Origin of the sequence: Ruegeria atlantica, assembly GCF_947495585.1 — a bacterium.
Taxonomy (GTDB): Bacteria; Pseudomonadota; Alphaproteobacteria; order Rhodobacterales; family Rhodobacteraceae; genus Ruegeria; species Ruegeria atlantica_G.
On sequence record NZ_CANLZK010000016.1, the window covers coordinates 41,454 to 57,424 of the forward strand.

A 15,971-nucleotide genomic window follows, 5' to 3' on the forward strand; every position below is an offset into this window, starting at 1 on the left:
CCGGATTCGATTATTGCCCCGCGCAGCGCGTGCACGGGTTCAAAAGTGTTGAGCTGAATCAGGAAAAGAAGGGTGGCCCCCGCGCATCATAGCGGGCGTAGAACCCGGCACTGCGATGGGTGAAATCACGATGGATCCAGCGTGGCTGGATTTTCGCCGTAAAAGGGACGATCTCGCCGACTGACGGCAAGTGTGTATCCGCCGTTAGGCCCGCGAATGGGCACATTGCGCGCGAATCCGTGTCGTCGTGCCCAGGATCGCCGGGGTTCAGGTCAACCCATTGTTCGACTGTTCCATCGCCAGTACAGATCACCAGCAGCACTTTCCCATCGCTGTCCATCGCTGGCATCCAGCCCTGCGGGATCATGCCGGTCAGCACAACTGCCAGCAACGTAAGGATTGGGAAAATGCGGCCGATCCGGATCATTCCAGATGTGCGATGATCGAACGAAGGGTCGGAATACCGTCACCCTTTTCGGACGACGTCAGCACGATTTCCGGATATGCCGCCGGGTGCTTGGACAATGCGCCGCGTACCTGATCCAACACCTTCTGCCGGTCATTGGCCTTGACCTTGTCCGCCTTGGTCATCACGCATTGAAATGTAACAGCGCTGGAATCCAGCAGCTTCATGATCTCGGCATCGACCGGCTTCACCCCATGGCGCGAGTCAATCAGGACAAAGGCCCGTCGCAGGGTCTGGCGGCCGCTTAGATACTGTTTCAACAGCCGCTGCCATTTTTCAACGACCTTCACCGGGGCGTTGGCGTAGCCGTACCCGGGTAGGTCAACCAGATAAAGCTCGGGTCCTTGGGTGAAAAAGTTGATCTCTTGCGTGCGGCCAGGAGTGTTGGACGCGCGTGCCAGACCTTTGGTGCCGGTCAGCGCATTGATCAGGCTGGACTTGCCTACGTTTGAACGCCCGGCAAAGCAGACCTCAAGCCGGTCAGGGGTCGGCAGGCCATTCATTGCAACCACGCCTTTGACAAACTCGGATTGTCCTGCAAACAATTTGCGGCCGCGTTCCAGCGCGAACTTGTCCGGGTCTTCGACCAGTGGGAAGGGTAGGGTGCTCATAACGGATGAACCTTATCGCCAACTGAGATTGCGCCGCCTCGGACAACCTCGGCATAAACGCCGAAATCCTGATGGCCCCAGCTGTTCAATGTGCCCAGCATATCCGCATCGCGCACGCCGGTTTTGGGATTTGCCGTTGTCGCCAAACAGCGTCGGATGCGTTCTTTGACATGAAACACGGCCTCACCGATCTGTACTTCGCGATCCAGCCAGTCGAATTCTTCCCACAGGGGCAGGCCATCGAACCAGATGTTGCCACGCCAGCGCTGGATCGACAGATTGCTGCCAAGCTTTTGCTCGACCGCGCGGTGCGATGCCATGTTGCACAGGCTGATCGAGGGGTAGTCACTGTCAGTCATGCCGCGACCCGGCACTCGGATAATCCGGGCTGACGCCGCCCGATCCGTAGGCATCAACGGCTGGACCCAGTCCAAAAAGACCTGCTGTTCGCCATCCGGATTAAAAGTCAGATCCGGACGATCTGGATGTGTCAGAGTTATCGTGTCGCCGTTCAGCCGGGCCGAGATAGCCATCAGTTGCGGTGCTTTCGCCCCGCGACTGAAATTGGCGCAAGGCACCCATTGAGAGCCATCCGCCTTCGACGCCTCGTGCGCGACTGCCCAAACGCGATCCCCGGGCATGGTCTGCCCGGGGGTCACTGATACGGTCTGGAGGGCCTCGCGACCATGGCTTTTGATCGGATGCCGCCACATATGGGTTACTTCAGCATTCATTTGTCGTCCGTTTTGGGCGTCCGCTTGAAGCCGGATTTGATGTTGCCGAACACGTCAGGCTTATAGCCCTGACTGCGCATGATCAGGTATTGCTGCGTGAAGGTGATCGTGTTGTTCGCGATCCAGTAAACAACCAGTCCGCTGGCAAAGCTGCCCAACATGAACATGAACACCCAAGGCATCCAGGCAAAGATCATCGCCTGAGTCGGGTCAGTTGGTGCCGGGTTCAGCTTTTGCTGCAACCACATCGAGATCCCCAACAGCAACGGCAGGATGCCGATGAAGATCAGTGCCATGAAGGTATCTGGCTGCGGACCGGCAAAGGGCAGCAAACCAAACAGGTTCATGATCGAAGTCGGATCAGGTGCGCTGAGGTCCTGGAACGGGCCAAACCAGGGGGCCTGACGCAGTTCGATAGTGACGAAGATCACCTTATACAGCGAGAAGAAGATCGGGATCTGCATCAGGATCGGCAAACAGCCCGCGGCGGGGTTTACCTTTTCCTTCTTGTACAGCTCCATCATGCCCTGCTGCATCTTTTGGCGATCGTCGCCTGCGGCTTCTTTCATGGCCTCCATTTGCGGCTGAAGCTCTTTCATCTTCGCCATCGAGACATAGGATTTGTACGCCAGCGGGAACAGGATCGCCTTGATGATCAGCGTCAGGCCAATGATCGACCAACCCATGTTGCCGATCAGGGCGTTGATGTTGTGCAGTAGCCAGAAAATCGGCTTGGTCAGGAAGTAGAACCAGCCCCAGTCGATGCTGTCGACGAACTTCTGTACACCGTCAGCCTGATACTCGCGGATGGTTTCCCATTCTTTGGCACCCGCGAACAGTTGGGTGGTGACTTCTTCAGTTGCGCCGGGCGCGACAGTCAGCGTCGGCAGAACCGTTTCGGTCTGATAAATCTTGCGGCGGGCGTCATATTTAGCCGCAGCCTTGAATGCCGATCCCTCTGCAGGGATCAGAGTGGTCATCCAGTAGTGATCGGTAAAGCCGACCCAGCCACCTTCCTTGACCTGAAAGACTTCGGCTTGCGCACGCTCATTCGGGTCAATGTCAAAGTCGCGCACATCGCCATAGTCGATCTCGTCCAGAACGCCGTCAGCCATGACCATAACGCCTTCATGTAGGATGAAGAAGTTTTTCAGATCGGGCAGGTCGCCGTCTTCGCCAATGCCGTGACGGGCCAGGATGCCATATGGGGCCATGCCGACCTCGGCCTGGGTATTGTTCTCAACCGACTGGGTGACGGTGAACATGTAGTCCTGGTCAACCTCAATAGTGCGGCGGAAGGTCAGGCCCTTGCTGTTGTCCCATTTCAGAGTGACCGGGGTATCGACCCCCAGGGTTTCGCCGTCTTCGACGGTCCACAACGTATTAGGGCCGGGGACGTCAGCGCCGGCAACACCTGCGCCCGGTGCCCAACCGTACAAGGCATAGTAAGCCGATTCCGAACCAACGGGCGACAGCAGCTCGACAATGGGCGCGCCTTCTTCGATCGAAACTTTGTAATCTTTCAGGAACAGCTCATCGATACGACCGCCGGACAGGGACAGGCTGCCTTTCAGGCGCGGTGTTTCAATCTCGACCCGAGGTGCTTGGGCGTCGGGCTCGATCTCGGTGGCGTCTGCGGTTGCTTCACCAACTGTATTGGTGCCAGCAGCGCTTGGGGTCTGAACCTCTGTACCATCAGTCGCGCTGATCTCGGCAGATTCCGGTGCGGTCGTCGGCTCGGGCGGTGGAAACAGCACGAACCAAACCAGGATCACGAGAAAGCTGAGCGCGGTTGCGAGGATGAGGTTCTTGTTCTGATCGTCCATCGGGGACAGCCACCTTAAGCAGTGAAAGACACCCGCTGGGTTCAACAGAGTGCGGGCCCAAAGGTCAAGCGGAATCGCCCTGTAATTCATCACCGATTGGGGTTCTGTGGCGTTAATTCGCGCCTAAGGACGTGCCTGACGCCCGATTTTTGGCATTCCGTTGAGTTTGTTTTGATGTGCGGCCATCCAGTCCAACGTCTTTTCAAAGGGCATGGGCTTTCCAATTCCAAACCCCTGCACGTGATCGCAGCCCAGTTGCGCCATCAAGGCATGCTCGCCTTGTGTTTCGACCCCCTCGGCCAGGGTTTCGACATTCAGTCGCTCCGCCATAGTCAAAATCGCGCTGACCAACTGCTGCTGGCTTGCGTCCCGATCCGCCTTTGCCACGAAGGACCGATCGATTTTAATGCGTGAGACGTCAAAGCGCTTGATCGACGCTATGGAGGCGTGGCCGGTGCCGAAATCATCGAGGTCAATGCAGCAGCCGAGCTTGGACATACTTATTACGTTGCGGGTGATAACGTCATCGGGCCGCCTGGAAAACACTGTTTCAAGAATCTCGACGGTCAATCTGTCGGGCGTCAGGTCATTTTGATCCAGCTCCCATTTCAGACGGTCGATCAACGCCGGGTCGCGCAGCTCTTCTGATGAGAAATTCACGCCAATCCGAGGCACGACGACACCGGCACGGTTCCACTGGTGCATGGCGGCGAAAGCGTGATGGCGCATCACCTGACCCAAGCGTTCCATAAGATCGGCTTGTTCTGCAAAAGGCAGGAAAACCGGCGGTCCCAGCACGCCTTTCTGTGGGTGTTCCCAACGGGCAAGCGCCTCGAACCCGGTAACATGGCCGGTGTCGGTGGAAATCTGTGGCTGAAACCATGGGCGAATTTCGCCACTATCCAAGGCCGCAATAAACTCATTGCGCAGGTTGGCACGCACGCGTGCCCGCCGCTGCGTTTCAGATGAAAAGGCGCGGATGGTTGCAGGACCGTTCCTTTGTGCTTCGGCCAAGGCCGCGTTGGCGGCATCGATCCACTCGGCAAAGGTGATGTCGGGCAAAGTGGATTGCAGACAAAACCCGATTGAACATGACATGTAAACGCTGGTGCCATTTAGCATGATTGGCTCATCGACGGCGGCCTGAATGCGCCCCGACATCTGAATGCAGGCCTCCAGATCCAGATTCTGCGCGGCGTGCAGGCCGATTGCGATCTTGCCCTGGTCCAGCCCAGTGGCAATGTCATGTGAGCGTATGGCCGAAAGTACCCGGCTGCGGAATTGGTCAGCCATTACGTTCCCGGCCGCATTTCCGTGCAGATCAAGACATTCAGAAAACCCGTCCAATTCAACAATCATACAGGAGGCTTCGTGGCCAGTGCGCTGATTTTCCGCAAACAGCGATTCCATCTGGGCCGCAAACCTGTCGAGAGGAAGGAGGCCGTTACCGTCTTTTTCCCGATTGCTGGCCTTGTGCGCGGTCGATACCGCGGCGACCACAAGCGGCAGGGTAAGTGCCACGACAACCAATGCCCGCTCACCACCAATCCAATACGCGGCCAGACTGATCGCAGGCGCGAAGGCCAAGGTGGGCGGGCCGCTTAGCACCATGGCAAGAGAGTCAAAAATTCTGCTGACTGAGATATGTTTCCACATCGGATCTTCGGGCCTCTACCTTGCGTTTGAAACGCTCAGGTCGACCCTAGGAAACCAATCTGAGTCACTCGTTAACGGAGCTGAGGAATTTCGTCCGAATTTTCGTCATTTTCATTCGGTTTGAGCGCAAGATTTTGAAAATCAAACAATTTTGGGTCCAAAAGATGCGACGGACGCGCGTTTGTCAGGGCCCGGAACATCACTTGACGGCGTCCGGGGCTGTTCTTTTCCCACTGATTCAAAATCTGTTTGACCTGCTGACGTTGCAACCCATCCTGACTGCCGCAGAGGTCACAGGGGATGATCGGATAGTTCATCGAGGTCGCGAATTTCTCGCAATCGGCCTCAGCCACATGGGCGAGGGGGCGGAAGACGAACAAATCGCCTTCTTCGTTCACCAGCTTGGGCGGCATGGTGGCCAAACGCCCGCCATGGAACAGATTCATGAAGAACGTCTCAAGGATATCGTCGCGGTGATGGCCCAGTACGACGGCCGAGCATCCTTCTTCCCGCGCGATGCGGTACAGGTTGCCTCGGCGCAGGCGCGAACACAGGGCGCAATAGGTACGGCCTTGTGGAACTTTATCCATGACGATGGAATAGGTGTCCTGATATTCGATGCGATGCGGAACGCCCATGCGTTCCAGAAACTCAGGCAGGACGGTGGCCGGAAATCCGGGCTGACCCTGATCCAGATTACAGGCCAACAGATCAACCGGCAGCAGACCGCGCCATTTCAGCTCATAGAGAACCGCCAACAGGGTATAGCTGTCTTTGCCGCCTGAGAGGCACACCAGCCAGCGAGGCGGTTTGCCGTCTTTGTCATGTGCGGAAGAGTTCACCATCCCGTACTGCTCAATGGCCTCACGGGTCTGGCGCACGATGCGTTTGCGTAGCTTTTTGAACTCGGTGGTCGAGGGCGCGCCAGCAAAGAGCGGGTGGATATCGTCAGCTTCGTCAAACATGCGCAGCCCCTACAGCAGTTGAGGCAACCGGGCAAGTGGCCGGGTCAGCCCAGTCGGGCAAGCAGGGCGTCCGTGTCCAGCCCGGATACTGATCCGTGAATGCGACCGCTGTTGCCCAAAAGCCTTGTGGCGATGAACCCGTCTGCAACGGCCGCGGGTGCGCGACGCAATAGCTGAGCGGCTGTCAGCAGCAATGCAGTACGTTCGGCAAACCAACGGGCTTCACTCTCAGGCGGCAGCCCGGGCCACCGATCACGATGCGCCTTGAGCGCGGCGTCATAGCCGTGGTCGACACCCGTTGCTATATCCAGTTCGGCCTGCAGGACCTGAGCGGCCAGCGGGTCGCGAGCCAGGCTGCGCAGAATGTCGAGACAGATCACATTGCCCGACCCCTCCCAAATACCGTTCAGCGGGGCTTCGCGATACAGCAGGGGCAGGGGCGTGTCTTCGACATAGCCCATGCCACCCAGCACCTCCATTGCCTCAACGACTACGGCCGGGCACCGCTTGTTATTCAGGAACTTGGCCAGTGCGACACCGATACGGGCAAAGGCCTTGTCTTCGGGTGACTGGCCGTCGAAGGCCTGCGCGACGCGCATCCCAAGCGTCAACGCGCCCTCCCAGTCCAACACGAGATCCGCCAGAACAGCACGCATCAGAGGTTGGTCGATCAACCGGCGCTGAAAAGCGCTGCGCTGGGCGACCCAATGATGCGCTTCGCTGAGGGCTGCGCGCATCAGGCCCGCTGGGGCCACGGCTGTATCCAGCCGGGTGTGATGGACCATCTCGATAATTGTCCGAACACCTGCGCCTTCGTCGCCTAATTGGTAAGCCAGTGCATCGTGATATTCGATTTCGGACGAGGCGTTGGATTTGTTCCCCAGCTTGTCTTTTAGTCGCATCAGGTGAATGGCGTTGCGTTCACCGTCCAGCCAGCGTGGGACGAGAAAACAGGTCAGCCCGCCCGGCGCTTGCGCTAGGGTCAGAAATCCGTCCGACATCGGGGCCGAGCAGAACCATTTATGCCCGCGCAGGCGCCAATGCTCTCCGTCCTGGCTGGCAACAGTGGTATTGGCGCGCACGTCCGAGCCGCCCTGCTTTTCGGTCATTGCCATGCCCAATGTGGCGCTGGCCTTTTGTTCAATCGGTTTCTTCGCCGGATCATATCTGCGCGCCATGAGCTTAGGTCGCCACACGGAGGCGATCTGTTCATTGGCCCCAAGGGCCGGGATCGCCGCATATGTCATTGTCAATGGGCAGCAATGGCCGGGCTCAACCTGGCTGGCCATATATATCATCGCGGCGTGGGTCGCGTGGCCGCCGGGCTGACCGTCCCAGGCCAAGGCCGCATAGCCAGCAGATTGGCTGATCTGCATCATCTCATGATAGGCGGGATGAAATCGTACCTCGTCCAAACGCCTGCCGCCCTGATCGAACAATCGCAATTCGGGGAGGTGCCGATAGGCCTCACGCCCCAGCTCGCGGGTTTCCGTCTGTCCCAACGTTTCCCCGTAAGCCGCCAGAGGCGCTTCGCGCCCGCCCGTGAAATGCACGGCGTTTCGCAGGACGGGATCTGCAGACCAAAGGTTAGAATCCCCGCGCACAGGCGGCTGATTCAATACGTCATGTGTCGGCAGGGAATGGCGGGCGTCGGATGTCATCTGAACCTCGGACAGTACGAGTTCAAGTGTTCAGCGCATGTCCGAATGGGTCAAGTCTGACGGAGGGTCATAAAGATCAGATGTCATCTTCCTTGCGGCTTGGCACGGGGTCGTACCCATCGCCGCCCCAGGGATGGCATCGGCCAATCCGCCGTGCCGCCAGCCAGCTTCCCTTGATGGCCCCATGCTTTGCCAATGCTTCCAGCGCATAGGCCGAGCAGGTGGGCTGGTATCGGCAATTGAAGCCAACCCAGGGACTGAAGACCAGCCGATAGGCCCTGACAGGCAGAGCCACGATATGAGAGAAGAGGGTCATTTCCGCCCGCTGTGCACTTTGCGAAGCGCATAACGCAGATCGTCCAGAAGCGCCTCATATGGTCGAGCGGCTGTGGTTTCGGCCCGACCAATCAGGACGTAATCCCACCCGTCAAGGCCATTGACGGGCAGAACAGCCCGCGCGGCCTCGCGCAACCTGCGCTTGGCGCGGTTGCGGGCAACGGCATTGCCGACTTTCTTGGAGCAGGTAAAACCAACCCGAATTCCAGCTGCTTCATCCGGGGTACGTTTGCGAGCCTGCACCATCATCGAGGATGTGCCCTGCCTGCGGGCACGCGCTGCCTTAAGGAAATCAGATCGTTTCCTGAGAACGGTCAAAGTTTCAGGCGCGCAAACGGACGCCGCCGGGGGCGTTTCCCCGGGCTGGTTCTTACCATCCACGAGGGGCCTCCGGCGGCGTCATGTTCATAACCTGATCGGTGAGCGGTTTACGCGCTCAGCGACTTGCGGCCGCGTGCGCGGCGCGAGTTCAGGATTTTGCGGCCGGCCTTAGTGGCCATGCGCGCGCGGAAACCGTGGCGGCGTTTGCGAACCAGGTTCGAAGGCTGATAGGTGCGTTTCATCGCTCCGTCTCCAATCTATGCGGTCGGGTGCAGCGCGGATTCGCCTGCCCGTGGTGTTCGAAGCCCGTCCTCTACTGGGTAGTGGGGGGTAAGTCAAACCCCTAGGTGGGGGTTTTCGCGGCTTTTGCAACAATTCTGTAATCGGGTCGGGCAAAAGGTTTCAAAACAGCGGGATTATCGCCCCAAACCCTCACATTCCCTACCAAAAACATCAAGGCAGCGTGAGCCCCCTGTTGCGAGGGCCGCAAGCAGCGCATGTTGGGGTCAGAATGAAACGTAACAAACCGGACAGCCTTATGAGCGAAACGACTCAGGCACCGCGCAATGGGTTGGCGCGGCATATTCCATTGCTGGTGATTCTCGCCGTCGCTGCGGTGGGATTCTTCACACTGGGCGACTACCTGACTTTTGAGACCCTGCGCGACAATCGTGAGGCGCTATTGGCCTGGCGCGACGCCAACTACTGGGCGATGGCGGCAGCTTTCGTTGGCATTTACATTGTCATCGTCGCGTTTTCGCTGCCGGGTGCCGCAGTGGCGTCAATGACCGGCGGGTTTCTTTTTGGCCTGTTCGCCGGAACCGTGTTCAACGTGTTTGCGGCAACCATCGGAGCCTCTGCAATCTTTCTGGCGGCACGCTGGGGGTTGGGCGAATCCCTGACCAAACGGCTTGAGTCCTCGGAAGGGACGATCAAGAAGCTGAAGGACGGGCTACGCGAGAATGAGATCTCGGTGCTGTTTCTATTGCGTCTTGTTCCCGTTGTGCCGTTCTTTGTGGCCAATCTTGTGCCTGCGCTGGTTGGCGTGAGGTTCCGCAATTTCCTGATCACCACCGCGCTGGGCATTATCCCTGGCGGAATCGTCTACACCTGGATCGGTGTCGGGCTGGGTGGTGTGTTCGATCGGGGTGAAACACCTGATGTATCGCTGTTATGGGAACCATTTGTGATTGGCCCGATCATCGGCTTGTGTGTGCTGGCCACGCTGCCAATTGTCATCAAATCCCTGCGTGGCCGAAAGGACCGCTGAAATCATGCAAGAATTGAAAACCGACATCCTGGTGATTGGCGCCGGGTCCGGGGGGCTGTCAGTCGCTGCTGGCGCCAGCCAGATGGGTGCCGATGTGATTCTGCTGGAAGGTCACAAGATGGGTGGCGATTGCCTCAACTTCGGCTGTGTCCCGTCCAAGGCCCTTATTGCAAGCGGCAAGGCCGCTTACGGTCAGGCACATTCTACCGCGCTGGGCGTGGCTGACGTGGTTCCCCAGGTCGACTACGCCGCCGCCAAGGACCACGTTCACGATGTTATCGCTCAGATCGAGCCGATGGACAGTCAGGAACGGTTTGAAGGTTTCGGCGTAAATGTGATCCGGGAATTCGGCAGCTTCGTCTCTCCGACACAGGTGCAGGCGGGCGACAACATGATCACCGCACGGCGCATAGTGATCGCAACGGGCTCTTCGCCTTTGGTGCCTCCGATTCCGGGATTGGATCAGGTGCCATTCTATACCAACGAGACGATCTTTGACCTGCGCGACAAGCCTGAACATCTTTTGATTATTGGTGGCGGACCGATCGGGATGGAGATGGCGCAAGCGCATGTCCGACTGGGCAGTAAGGCCACGGTTGTCGAAGGCCTGAAGGCGCTGGGCAAGGATGACCCCGAGGCCGCCGCGGTCGTTCTGGACAGCTTGCGCGCCGAAGGTGTGGTTATTCATGAGCAGGCTATGGTCGCCCAGATTCGCGACAACAAAGGGGCCATAGAAATTGTGACCGAGGCGGGTGAGATCTATTCGGGGTCTCATTTATTGTTGGCCGCCGGGCGTAAGGCCAACACAGACCGTTTGAACTTAAAGGCTGCCGGGATTGAACCAACCCGCAACGGGATCAAGGTCGATGACGCGCTGCGCACGACGAATCGCAGAGTTTACGCCATTGGCGACGTCGCTGGTGGTCTGCAATTCACTCATGTCGCTGGATATCACGCAGGGATCATCATCCGTTCTGCGTTGTTTGGCCTGCCCTCGAAGGCAAAAGCCGCACATATCCCTTGGGCGACCTACACCGACCCGGAATTGGCGCAGGTGGGCCTGACCGAGGCTCAGGCCCGTGAACAACATGGTGACAAGGTCGAAATCGCGCGCTTTGACTATCATCATAACGACCGGGCAATCTCTGAGCGGAAAACCAAAGGGTTCATTAAGGTCATGGTCGTAAAGGGTCGGCCTGTGGGGGCCACAATCGTAGGGCATCAGGCCGGAGAGCTGATCAACTTGTGGTCGCTTGCGTTGGCCAATAACCTGAAGATGGGTCAGATTGCTGCGATGGTTTCGCCCTATCCGACGATCGGAGAGCTTAACAAACGGGTGGCGGGTGCCTATTTCTCGCCAAGGCTGTTTGAGAATCAGATGGTTAAACAAGTGGTCAGGTTCGTCCAGCGCTGGATGCCCTAACCAAGAAGGGAGAGCAGATTGAATTCGCTGTCGGGCCGATTTCTGATCCTGACGACGGTCTTCGTGATGTTGGCCGAGATTTTGATCTTTGTTCCTTCAATCGCGCGCTTTCGCGAAGACTTCCTGCTGAACCGGCTTGAGCGCGCACAGATCGCGTCCTTGGCGCTGCTGGCTGACGATATGCTGGCCGAAGACCTTGAGGCCGAATTGCTGGCCAACGCGGGTGTCTATAACGTCGTGCTGCGTCGCGATGAGGTGCGCCAGCTTATGCTGTCATCGCCCATCCCGGAACAGATCACCAAGACCTACGATCTGCGCGACGCAGGGCCCTGGGTGTTGATCCGCGACGCGCTGGCGCGACTGTTCACTACTGAGAACGAAGTCATCCGCGTTATTGGCGAACCCGTCAAAGGGGCAGGTCTGCTGATTGAAGTCACCATAGACAGCATGCCGCTGCGAATGGCGATGACAGATTATGGCCTGCGCATTCTGGGGCTGTCCTTCGTAATTTCCATCATCACCGCGTTCTTTTTGTTTTTGGCTGTGCGCGTCGTTTTGGTGAAACCGATCAAAAGTGTTGTTGGTTATATGCAGCGCTATGCAGAGGCGCCCGAAGACGCACGAGGAATCATCTCGCCCAATTCCAAAGTGACCGAACTTCGCGAGGCCGAGGAAGCATTGCAGCAATTGCAGACCGAGCTGACGCAGGCCTTGAAGCAACGCGAACGGCTGGCGCAACTGGGCGGAGCGGTGGCCAAGGTCAGCCACGACTTGCGGAACATATTGACTTCGGCACAGCTCTTTACCGACCGGATTGAGACCAGCGATGATCCCTTGGTGCGGCGTATGGCGCCCAAGCTGGTGAACTCGATCACACGTGCGGTGTCGTTATGCGAAAGCACACTGGCCTTCGGACGCGCAGAAGAACCTGCGCCGACACTGACCATGGTGCACATGCATGATGTTGCCTCCGATGTTGTTGCCAGCGAACAGCTGGCTGTTGCGGATGCCTGCGTCGAGATCGTGAACGACGTGCCCAAAGACCTTGTGGCCCGGGCAGACCCAGAGCAGATATTCCGTGTCATGATGAACCTTGTGCGCAATGCGCGTCAGGCCTTGGTGGCATCCGGGAAGCCGGGAAACATCACGATCGCCGGCTGCGTGTATAAAGACGACTGGTGCGTCGAGATCAGGGATAACGGCCCCGGATTACCGCCCAAAGCACGTGAGAACCTGTTCACTCCATTTCAGGGCGGGGTGCGAAAGGGAGGCTCTGGGCTGGGGCTTGCCATCTCGCAGGAGCTGGTACGTGGGCATGGCGGAGACCTGATACTGGCGCATACCGGGCCCGAGGGGACAACCTTTGAAATCAGGCTTCCGCGGGGCGATGGGACTTTTTGAAAACTTTTTGAAGAATCGACTTGCGTGTCTCGAACACCGGGTCTAAATACCGCCTCACCAACGCGGACCGATAGCTCAGCTGGATAGAGTACTTGACTACGAATCAAGGGGTCGGGGGTTCGAATCCTCCTCGGTCCGCCATTGGTATCTTGTTGAACGTCACACGAACCTGACCCAACCGTCACAGTTGGACCAGAAATGCAGTGAACGTTCGACATCAGAAGGCGCCCCCAACGTTGAACATCATTTGAATTTGACCTTTGCGTCATCAACTAACGCGCCGCCCCCATTTTTTTGCTCCCGCAGGCAGTTTGGTTTGTTCTGACTTCCCTTTCGGAAAATCAGAGCTGATTTGTAGGTCAAACAGCGAAGCTGCCTGTTCCTGCTAATCTGCCACGTGGCGAACGCGGGAGGGGGCGAGGCAACGCTATTCGACAGGGGTGGTGCGGCCCGCAGGCAAAGCCGAGGACACGGCCCTGTCTAAAAGGGTTGCCCGAGGGGGAGGGCCGCGCCCTCACCCTGACGGCTAGTGGCGTTTGGCTTGCCCAAATCCGCTGGCCCACCAAAGGAAGGTGATGGGAAAGAGAGCTTGCCGCTATTGCGATTGAACCCTTCTGTCAAACTTCAAAAAGTAATAGGGCCACCAAACTGCCATTCGCTGCAAGTGCGATACTGGTAGTCACTAACGGTAGACACACGCCGTGATCCGGCACCAATAGTCTCTCTTTTTGTGGCAGATGGATTTATGATTGAAGGATGTAGTTTCCAATTTTGAGGACACTATTCCCACTTCTTTGTCGCAATGAGGGCATTATCGGAAATCCTTTGGACTTCTTCAGCACAGCCCGCAAAACCCGGAAACAGCGAACTTGGGTGAACGTCCGATCTAAACAACAGTTGATACAGAGAAAGCACTTTGGAGTAATCGAGCGTATGACATGACAAAGCGTCTGTCGGAAATGGATCCCCATCTCGCATCACTGTTTCTTGGACAAGCTTGCAGTTTGAATATACTGCACTCTTGAGATCATAGTGTTCTGGCATAAAGCGGCCATCGGTAGGTCTTGTATGAGGCAACATTGGCCGGTGGCGTGTAAAACAACCTTTTTGTGCGACGATGTTGGCATTGCTCTGCGTGGGTGGGCTGATGAGGGTAATTTCGAAGGGTTCGTGTTGGGCATCGTAGTGCAAATCTGCTTGGCCTCTTGCAGCCTTTGAGATCGTTCCGCACACCGTGTGATTTAGCACCCAAACTGCCAATCTCTTCCTTCCCTCCTTCTGGTAGATGCTATTGTCTCCTGGAGGCGAAGGGTTGTTTCGTACAAAGCCCTTCATATGCTCAATTGCACCAGAAACCGCAAAGTTCATTGCAATCAATGGGGAACGCGACCAGTCTAGTAAGGGCGTCTTGAAGCCGTAGTGCTGCGCGATGGCCAAAAGCTCTAACAATTCATCGTCAAGCCAGCTCGTTATTTTGTCCGGTGATGGAAACTGGTTATCTGGGAAGTGCCTAGTACCCATAAGAGCTTGATGTATTTCGGACGGCAGCCGCGGAAGGGGTAGGCCTTGGTCATTCGCTAACAAATAAAACTGGCCTAAACGGAGAAACAGCAACATCGGTTTCGGTATACCCAACCCTGAAAACAACCACTGTTCCGCTTCTGGTCTGTCTAAGCTTGGAGTAAGGTCATATTCGCTCTTACCAAGTCCGCGATAGATGAGTAGATCGTGTTTTCGTCTTTCTGGGAACGCAGTTTGCTGCAGTGAATCAAAGAAACTCTTTGCAGATGTGTGGTGCGTCGTTTCGAAATACGAAGCAGCCGCGGTTTGAAGGCTTTTCCCGTCGATCAAATCTCGTTCCTTTAAAATAGAACCCCTTGTCATTTTCCACTTGGAGCTGTGCATCCAGAATGTACCGTTCGCGACGTGCTGCACAAGCGAAAGATCGAAGTGTGATCAACGGCAGCTAAGGGCTCATACTACCCGTCTACCCATACTGCAGAGAATGTCGGCAGTGAGCCCAAAGTTACCAGGTGCTGCAGTCCGCGCTAACGAAAGTAATGCGCGGAAAGCCGACTTTGCAAAGTTGCCGTTCAAAGTCTCGCTTGCCCGATCTGACCGTCCCAGATGGTCGGAGGCTCTTCTTGGAAGTGCGGCACTTTAGATTGTTGGCCTAATTGAAGCAAATTTAGGTACAGAGCATTGTTGGGCTACGTCGGCCAACGTAAACGCCAGGGAATAAGGGCAATACGAAATCCAAATATCCAGATGACAATTGACGAACTTTTGGTCGATTAATCTCATTGTTTGAGCAAAACCTACCCAGCGAGCTTCAGCGCTGCTTTCGTTTGACCGAGATAATGCATCCGGAATGCTTCGGGTGCCGTGCTGGTACATCACGAGCCATCGCATCCACATTTCCAAGGTGTCGTAGTGCCCCGCTGTTCAGCAACACGCCGCGCCCGGCATCATACCGACGTTGCCCAAATCCGCTGGCAACGCATTCCCAGTCTTCCTTGGCCGCCGCGTTGCGGAACCTCGGCAGGTCGTGCGGGTCATGCCGCCCAGGTGTTGCTGCGACGTGATCGTGTTTCTTCGCATTGCTTTGGTGGGTTAAATGGTGGGTCACTTGTGTTGTGCCAGGTTGTTGGACAGTACCGGTTGTCGGCCTCGGCTTTGGACGCATGATTGTCACGACGCCTTGTGGTTTCGGATGTCCTGGGACGGCCACGTGAGTTGCCGTAGGTTTTGGTGTCAACTGTGGAACCTGGCCAGGAACCGCTGTGGGAACCTGATTGGGGGTTGCTGTTGGGACAAGCGGTGGCGTCGCCGTAGTACCGCTGGGTTGCGGAACACGGCCGGGCACTGCGACCGGAATCTGGTTTGGTGTTGCAGTCGGGACGAGCGGTGGCACAGCAGTTTGACCGGTGGGCTGAGGCGGGACCTGACCAGGAACTGCGACTGGTATTTGGTTTGGTGTCGCGGTGGGCACAAGTGGCGGCACCGCTGTTGGGCCGGTAGGTTGAGGCGGAACCTGGCCAGGGATAGCTATCGGAACTTGATTGGGAGTTGCAGTCGGAACTTGCGGCGGCACCGCGGTAGGCCCGGTAGCCAATGGCGGAACCTGATTTGGAACGGCTGTCGGAACCCGGTTTGGAGTCGCATTTGGAGTCAAAGGCGGAGCTAGGGTCGGCGCTACTACCGGCGTGGGAACCTGACCGGGAACCGCTATTGGTGTCGCGATAGGAACCTGACCGGGAATTGCGTTCGGAACCGCGCCCGGCGCAAGGACTGGAACAGT

Annotated in this window: 14 protein-coding genes, 1 tRNA gene and 1 pseudogene; 4 read left to right on the forward strand and 12 right to left on the reverse strand. The window is 57.2% G+C overall.

What is annotated here, in order from left to right; all coding sequences use genetic code 11:
- Positions 1-58: 58 nt before the first annotated feature.
- The 10 genes and pseudogenes from QMP16_RS20510 to rpmH all read right to left on the reverse strand — a co-directional run bounded on the left by QMP16_RS20510 (position 59) and on the right by rpmH (position 8,818).
- On the reverse strand, positions 59-427 hold the full coding sequence (locus QMP16_RS20510; RefSeq protein WP_282153890.1) for a DUF2946 family protein: 369 nt from the start codon (positions 425-427) through the stop codon (positions 59-61).
- The gene (yihA, locus tag QMP16_RS20515; RefSeq protein ID WP_058276193.1) at positions 424-1,077 is read right to left on the reverse strand and encodes a ribosome biogenesis GTP-binding protein YihA/YsxC; all 654 of its coding nucleotides are present in this window, start codon (positions 1,075-1,077) and stop codon (positions 424-426) included. The genes QMP16_RS20510 and yihA overlap by 4 nt, the downstream gene beginning before the upstream one ends.
- Complete coding sequence (locus QMP16_RS20520) at positions 1,074-1,811, reverse strand: MOSC domain-containing protein (RefSeq protein WP_282153891.1); 738 nt, start codon at positions 1,809-1,811, stop codon at positions 1,074-1,076. Before QMP16_RS20520 ends, yihA begins: the two co-directional genes overlap by 4 nt.
- A complete protein-coding gene (yidC, locus tag QMP16_RS20525; RefSeq protein WP_058276195.1) occupies positions 1,808-3,637 on the reverse strand; it encodes a membrane protein insertase YidC in 1,830 nt (609 codons plus the stop codon). Before yidC ends, QMP16_RS20520 begins: the two co-directional genes overlap by 4 nt.
- A 123-nt stretch (positions 3,638-3,760) precedes the next feature.
- Entirely contained in the window at positions 3,761-5,293 is a 1,533-nt protein-coding gene (locus tag QMP16_RS20530) for a putative bifunctional diguanylate cyclase/phosphodiesterase (protein WP_282153892.1), read from the reverse strand.
- A gap of 71 nt (positions 5,294-5,364) precedes the next feature.
- Positions 5,365-6,258 carry a tRNA 2-thiocytidine(32) synthetase TtcA gene (gene ttcA / locus QMP16_RS20535; RefSeq protein WP_282153893.1) on the reverse strand — a complete coding sequence of 298 codons (894 nt, stop codon included), beginning with the start codon at positions 6,256-6,258 and terminating at the stop codon, positions 5,365-5,367.
- A gap of 44 nt (positions 6,259-6,302) precedes the next feature.
- Positions 6,303-7,919, reverse strand: coding sequence for an acyl-CoA dehydrogenase family protein (locus tag QMP16_RS20540; RefSeq protein WP_282153894.1), 1,617 nt, complete (start codon positions 7,917-7,919; stop codon positions 6,303-6,305).
- 76 nt (positions 7,920-7,995) lie between these two features.
- A complete protein-coding gene (gene yidD / locus QMP16_RS20545; protein ID WP_282153895.1) occupies positions 7,996-8,235 on the reverse strand; it encodes a membrane protein insertion efficiency factor YidD in 240 nt (79 codons plus the stop codon).
- Positions 8,232-8,658 (reverse strand): annotated as a pseudogene (gene rnpA / locus QMP16_RS20550) (ribonuclease P protein component). Before rnpA ends, yidD begins: the two are co-directional and overlap by 4 nt.
- Positions 8,659-8,683: 25 nt before the next feature.
- Positions 8,684-8,818, reverse strand: coding sequence for a 50S ribosomal protein L34 (gene rpmH, locus QMP16_RS20555; protein ID WP_005632162.1), 135 nt, complete (start codon positions 8,816-8,818; stop codon positions 8,684-8,686).
- Between the two features lie 296 nt (positions 8,819-9,114).
- On the opposite strand from rpmH, the gene QMP16_RS20560 reads away from it, so the two are divergent.
- The 4 genes from QMP16_RS20560 to QMP16_RS20575 all read left to right on the forward strand — a co-directional run bounded on the left by QMP16_RS20560 (position 9,115) and on the right by QMP16_RS20575 (position 12,811).
- On the forward strand, positions 9,115-9,846 hold the full coding sequence (locus tag QMP16_RS20560) for a TVP38/TMEM64 family protein (RefSeq protein ID WP_432653424.1): 732 nt from the start codon (positions 9,115-9,117) through the stop codon (positions 9,844-9,846).
- A gap of 4 nt (positions 9,847-9,850) precedes the next feature.
- Entirely contained in the window at positions 9,851-11,269 is a 1,419-nt protein-coding gene (locus QMP16_RS20565) for a dihydrolipoyl dehydrogenase family protein (protein WP_282153897.1), read from the forward strand.
- Between the two features lie 18 nt (positions 11,270-11,287).
- Positions 11,288-12,670: an ATP-binding protein gene (locus QMP16_RS20570; protein ID WP_282153898.1), complete on the forward strand. Its 1,383-nt coding sequence runs from the start codon at positions 11,288-11,290 to the stop codon at positions 12,668-12,670.
- Positions 12,671-12,734: 64 nt separating this feature from the next.
- Positions 12,735-12,811, forward strand: a tRNA-Arg gene (locus tag QMP16_RS20575).
- Positions 12,812-13,450: 639 nt separating this feature from the next.
- On the opposite strand, the gene QMP16_RS20580 is transcribed toward QMP16_RS20575, so the two are convergent.
- Both QMP16_RS20580 and QMP16_RS20585 read right to left on the reverse strand, forming a co-directional pair.
- Positions 13,451-14,575: an FRG domain-containing protein gene (locus tag QMP16_RS20580; protein WP_282153899.1), complete on the reverse strand. Its 1,125-nt coding sequence runs from the start codon at positions 14,573-14,575 to the stop codon at positions 13,451-13,453.
- A gap of 427 nt (positions 14,576-15,002) precedes the next feature.
- Entirely contained in the window at positions 15,003-15,299 is a 297-nt protein-coding gene (locus QMP16_RS20585; RefSeq protein WP_281995601.1) for a hypothetical protein, read from the reverse strand.
- Positions 15,300-15,971: the final 672 nt, after the last annotated feature.

Excerpts from the sequence above, each read along its gene's own strand:
- QMP16_RS20510 (WP_282153890.1), bottom strand. The coding sequence starts at position 427 with ATGATCCGGATCGGCCGCATTTTCCCAATCCTTACGTTGCTGGCAGTT.
- yihA (WP_058276193.1), bottom strand. The coding sequence starts at position 1,077 with ATGAGCACCCTACCCTTCCCACTGGTCGAAGACCCGGACAAGTTCGCG.
- QMP16_RS20520 (WP_282153891.1), bottom strand. The coding sequence starts at position 1,811 with ATGAATGCTGAAGTAACCCATATGTGGCGGCATCCGATCAAAAGCCAT.
- yidC (WP_058276195.1), bottom strand. The coding sequence starts at position 3,637 with ATGGACGATCAGAACAAGAACCTCATCCTCGCAACCGCGCTCAGCTTT.
- QMP16_RS20530 (WP_282153892.1), bottom strand. The coding sequence starts at position 5,293 with ATGTGGAAACATATCTCAGTCAGCAGAATTTTTGACTCTCTTGCCATG.
- ttcA (WP_282153893.1), bottom strand. The coding sequence starts at position 6,258 with ATGTTTGACGAAGCTGACGATATCCACCCGCTCTTTGCTGGCGCGCCC.
- QMP16_RS20540 (WP_282153894.1), bottom strand. The coding sequence starts at position 7,919 with ATGACATCCGACGCCCGCCATTCCCTGCCGACACATGACGTATTGAAT.
- yidD (WP_282153895.1), bottom strand. The coding sequence starts at position 8,235 with ATGACCCTCTTCTCTCATATCGTGGCTCTGCCTGTCAGGGCCTATCGG.
- rpmH (WP_005632162.1), bottom strand. The coding sequence starts at position 8,818 with ATGAAACGCACCTATCAGCCTTCGAACCTGGTTCGCAAACGCCGCCAC.
- QMP16_RS20560 (WP_432653424.1), top strand. The coding sequence starts at position 9,115 with ATGAGCGAAACGACTCAGGCACCGCGCAATGGGTTGGCGCGGCATATT.
- QMP16_RS20565 (WP_282153897.1), top strand. The coding sequence starts at position 9,851 with ATGCAAGAATTGAAAACCGACATCCTGGTGATTGGCGCCGGGTCCGGG.
- QMP16_RS20580 (WP_282153899.1), bottom strand. The coding sequence starts at position 14,575 with ATGCACAGCTCCAAGTGGAAAATGACAAGGGGTTCTATTTTAAAGGAA.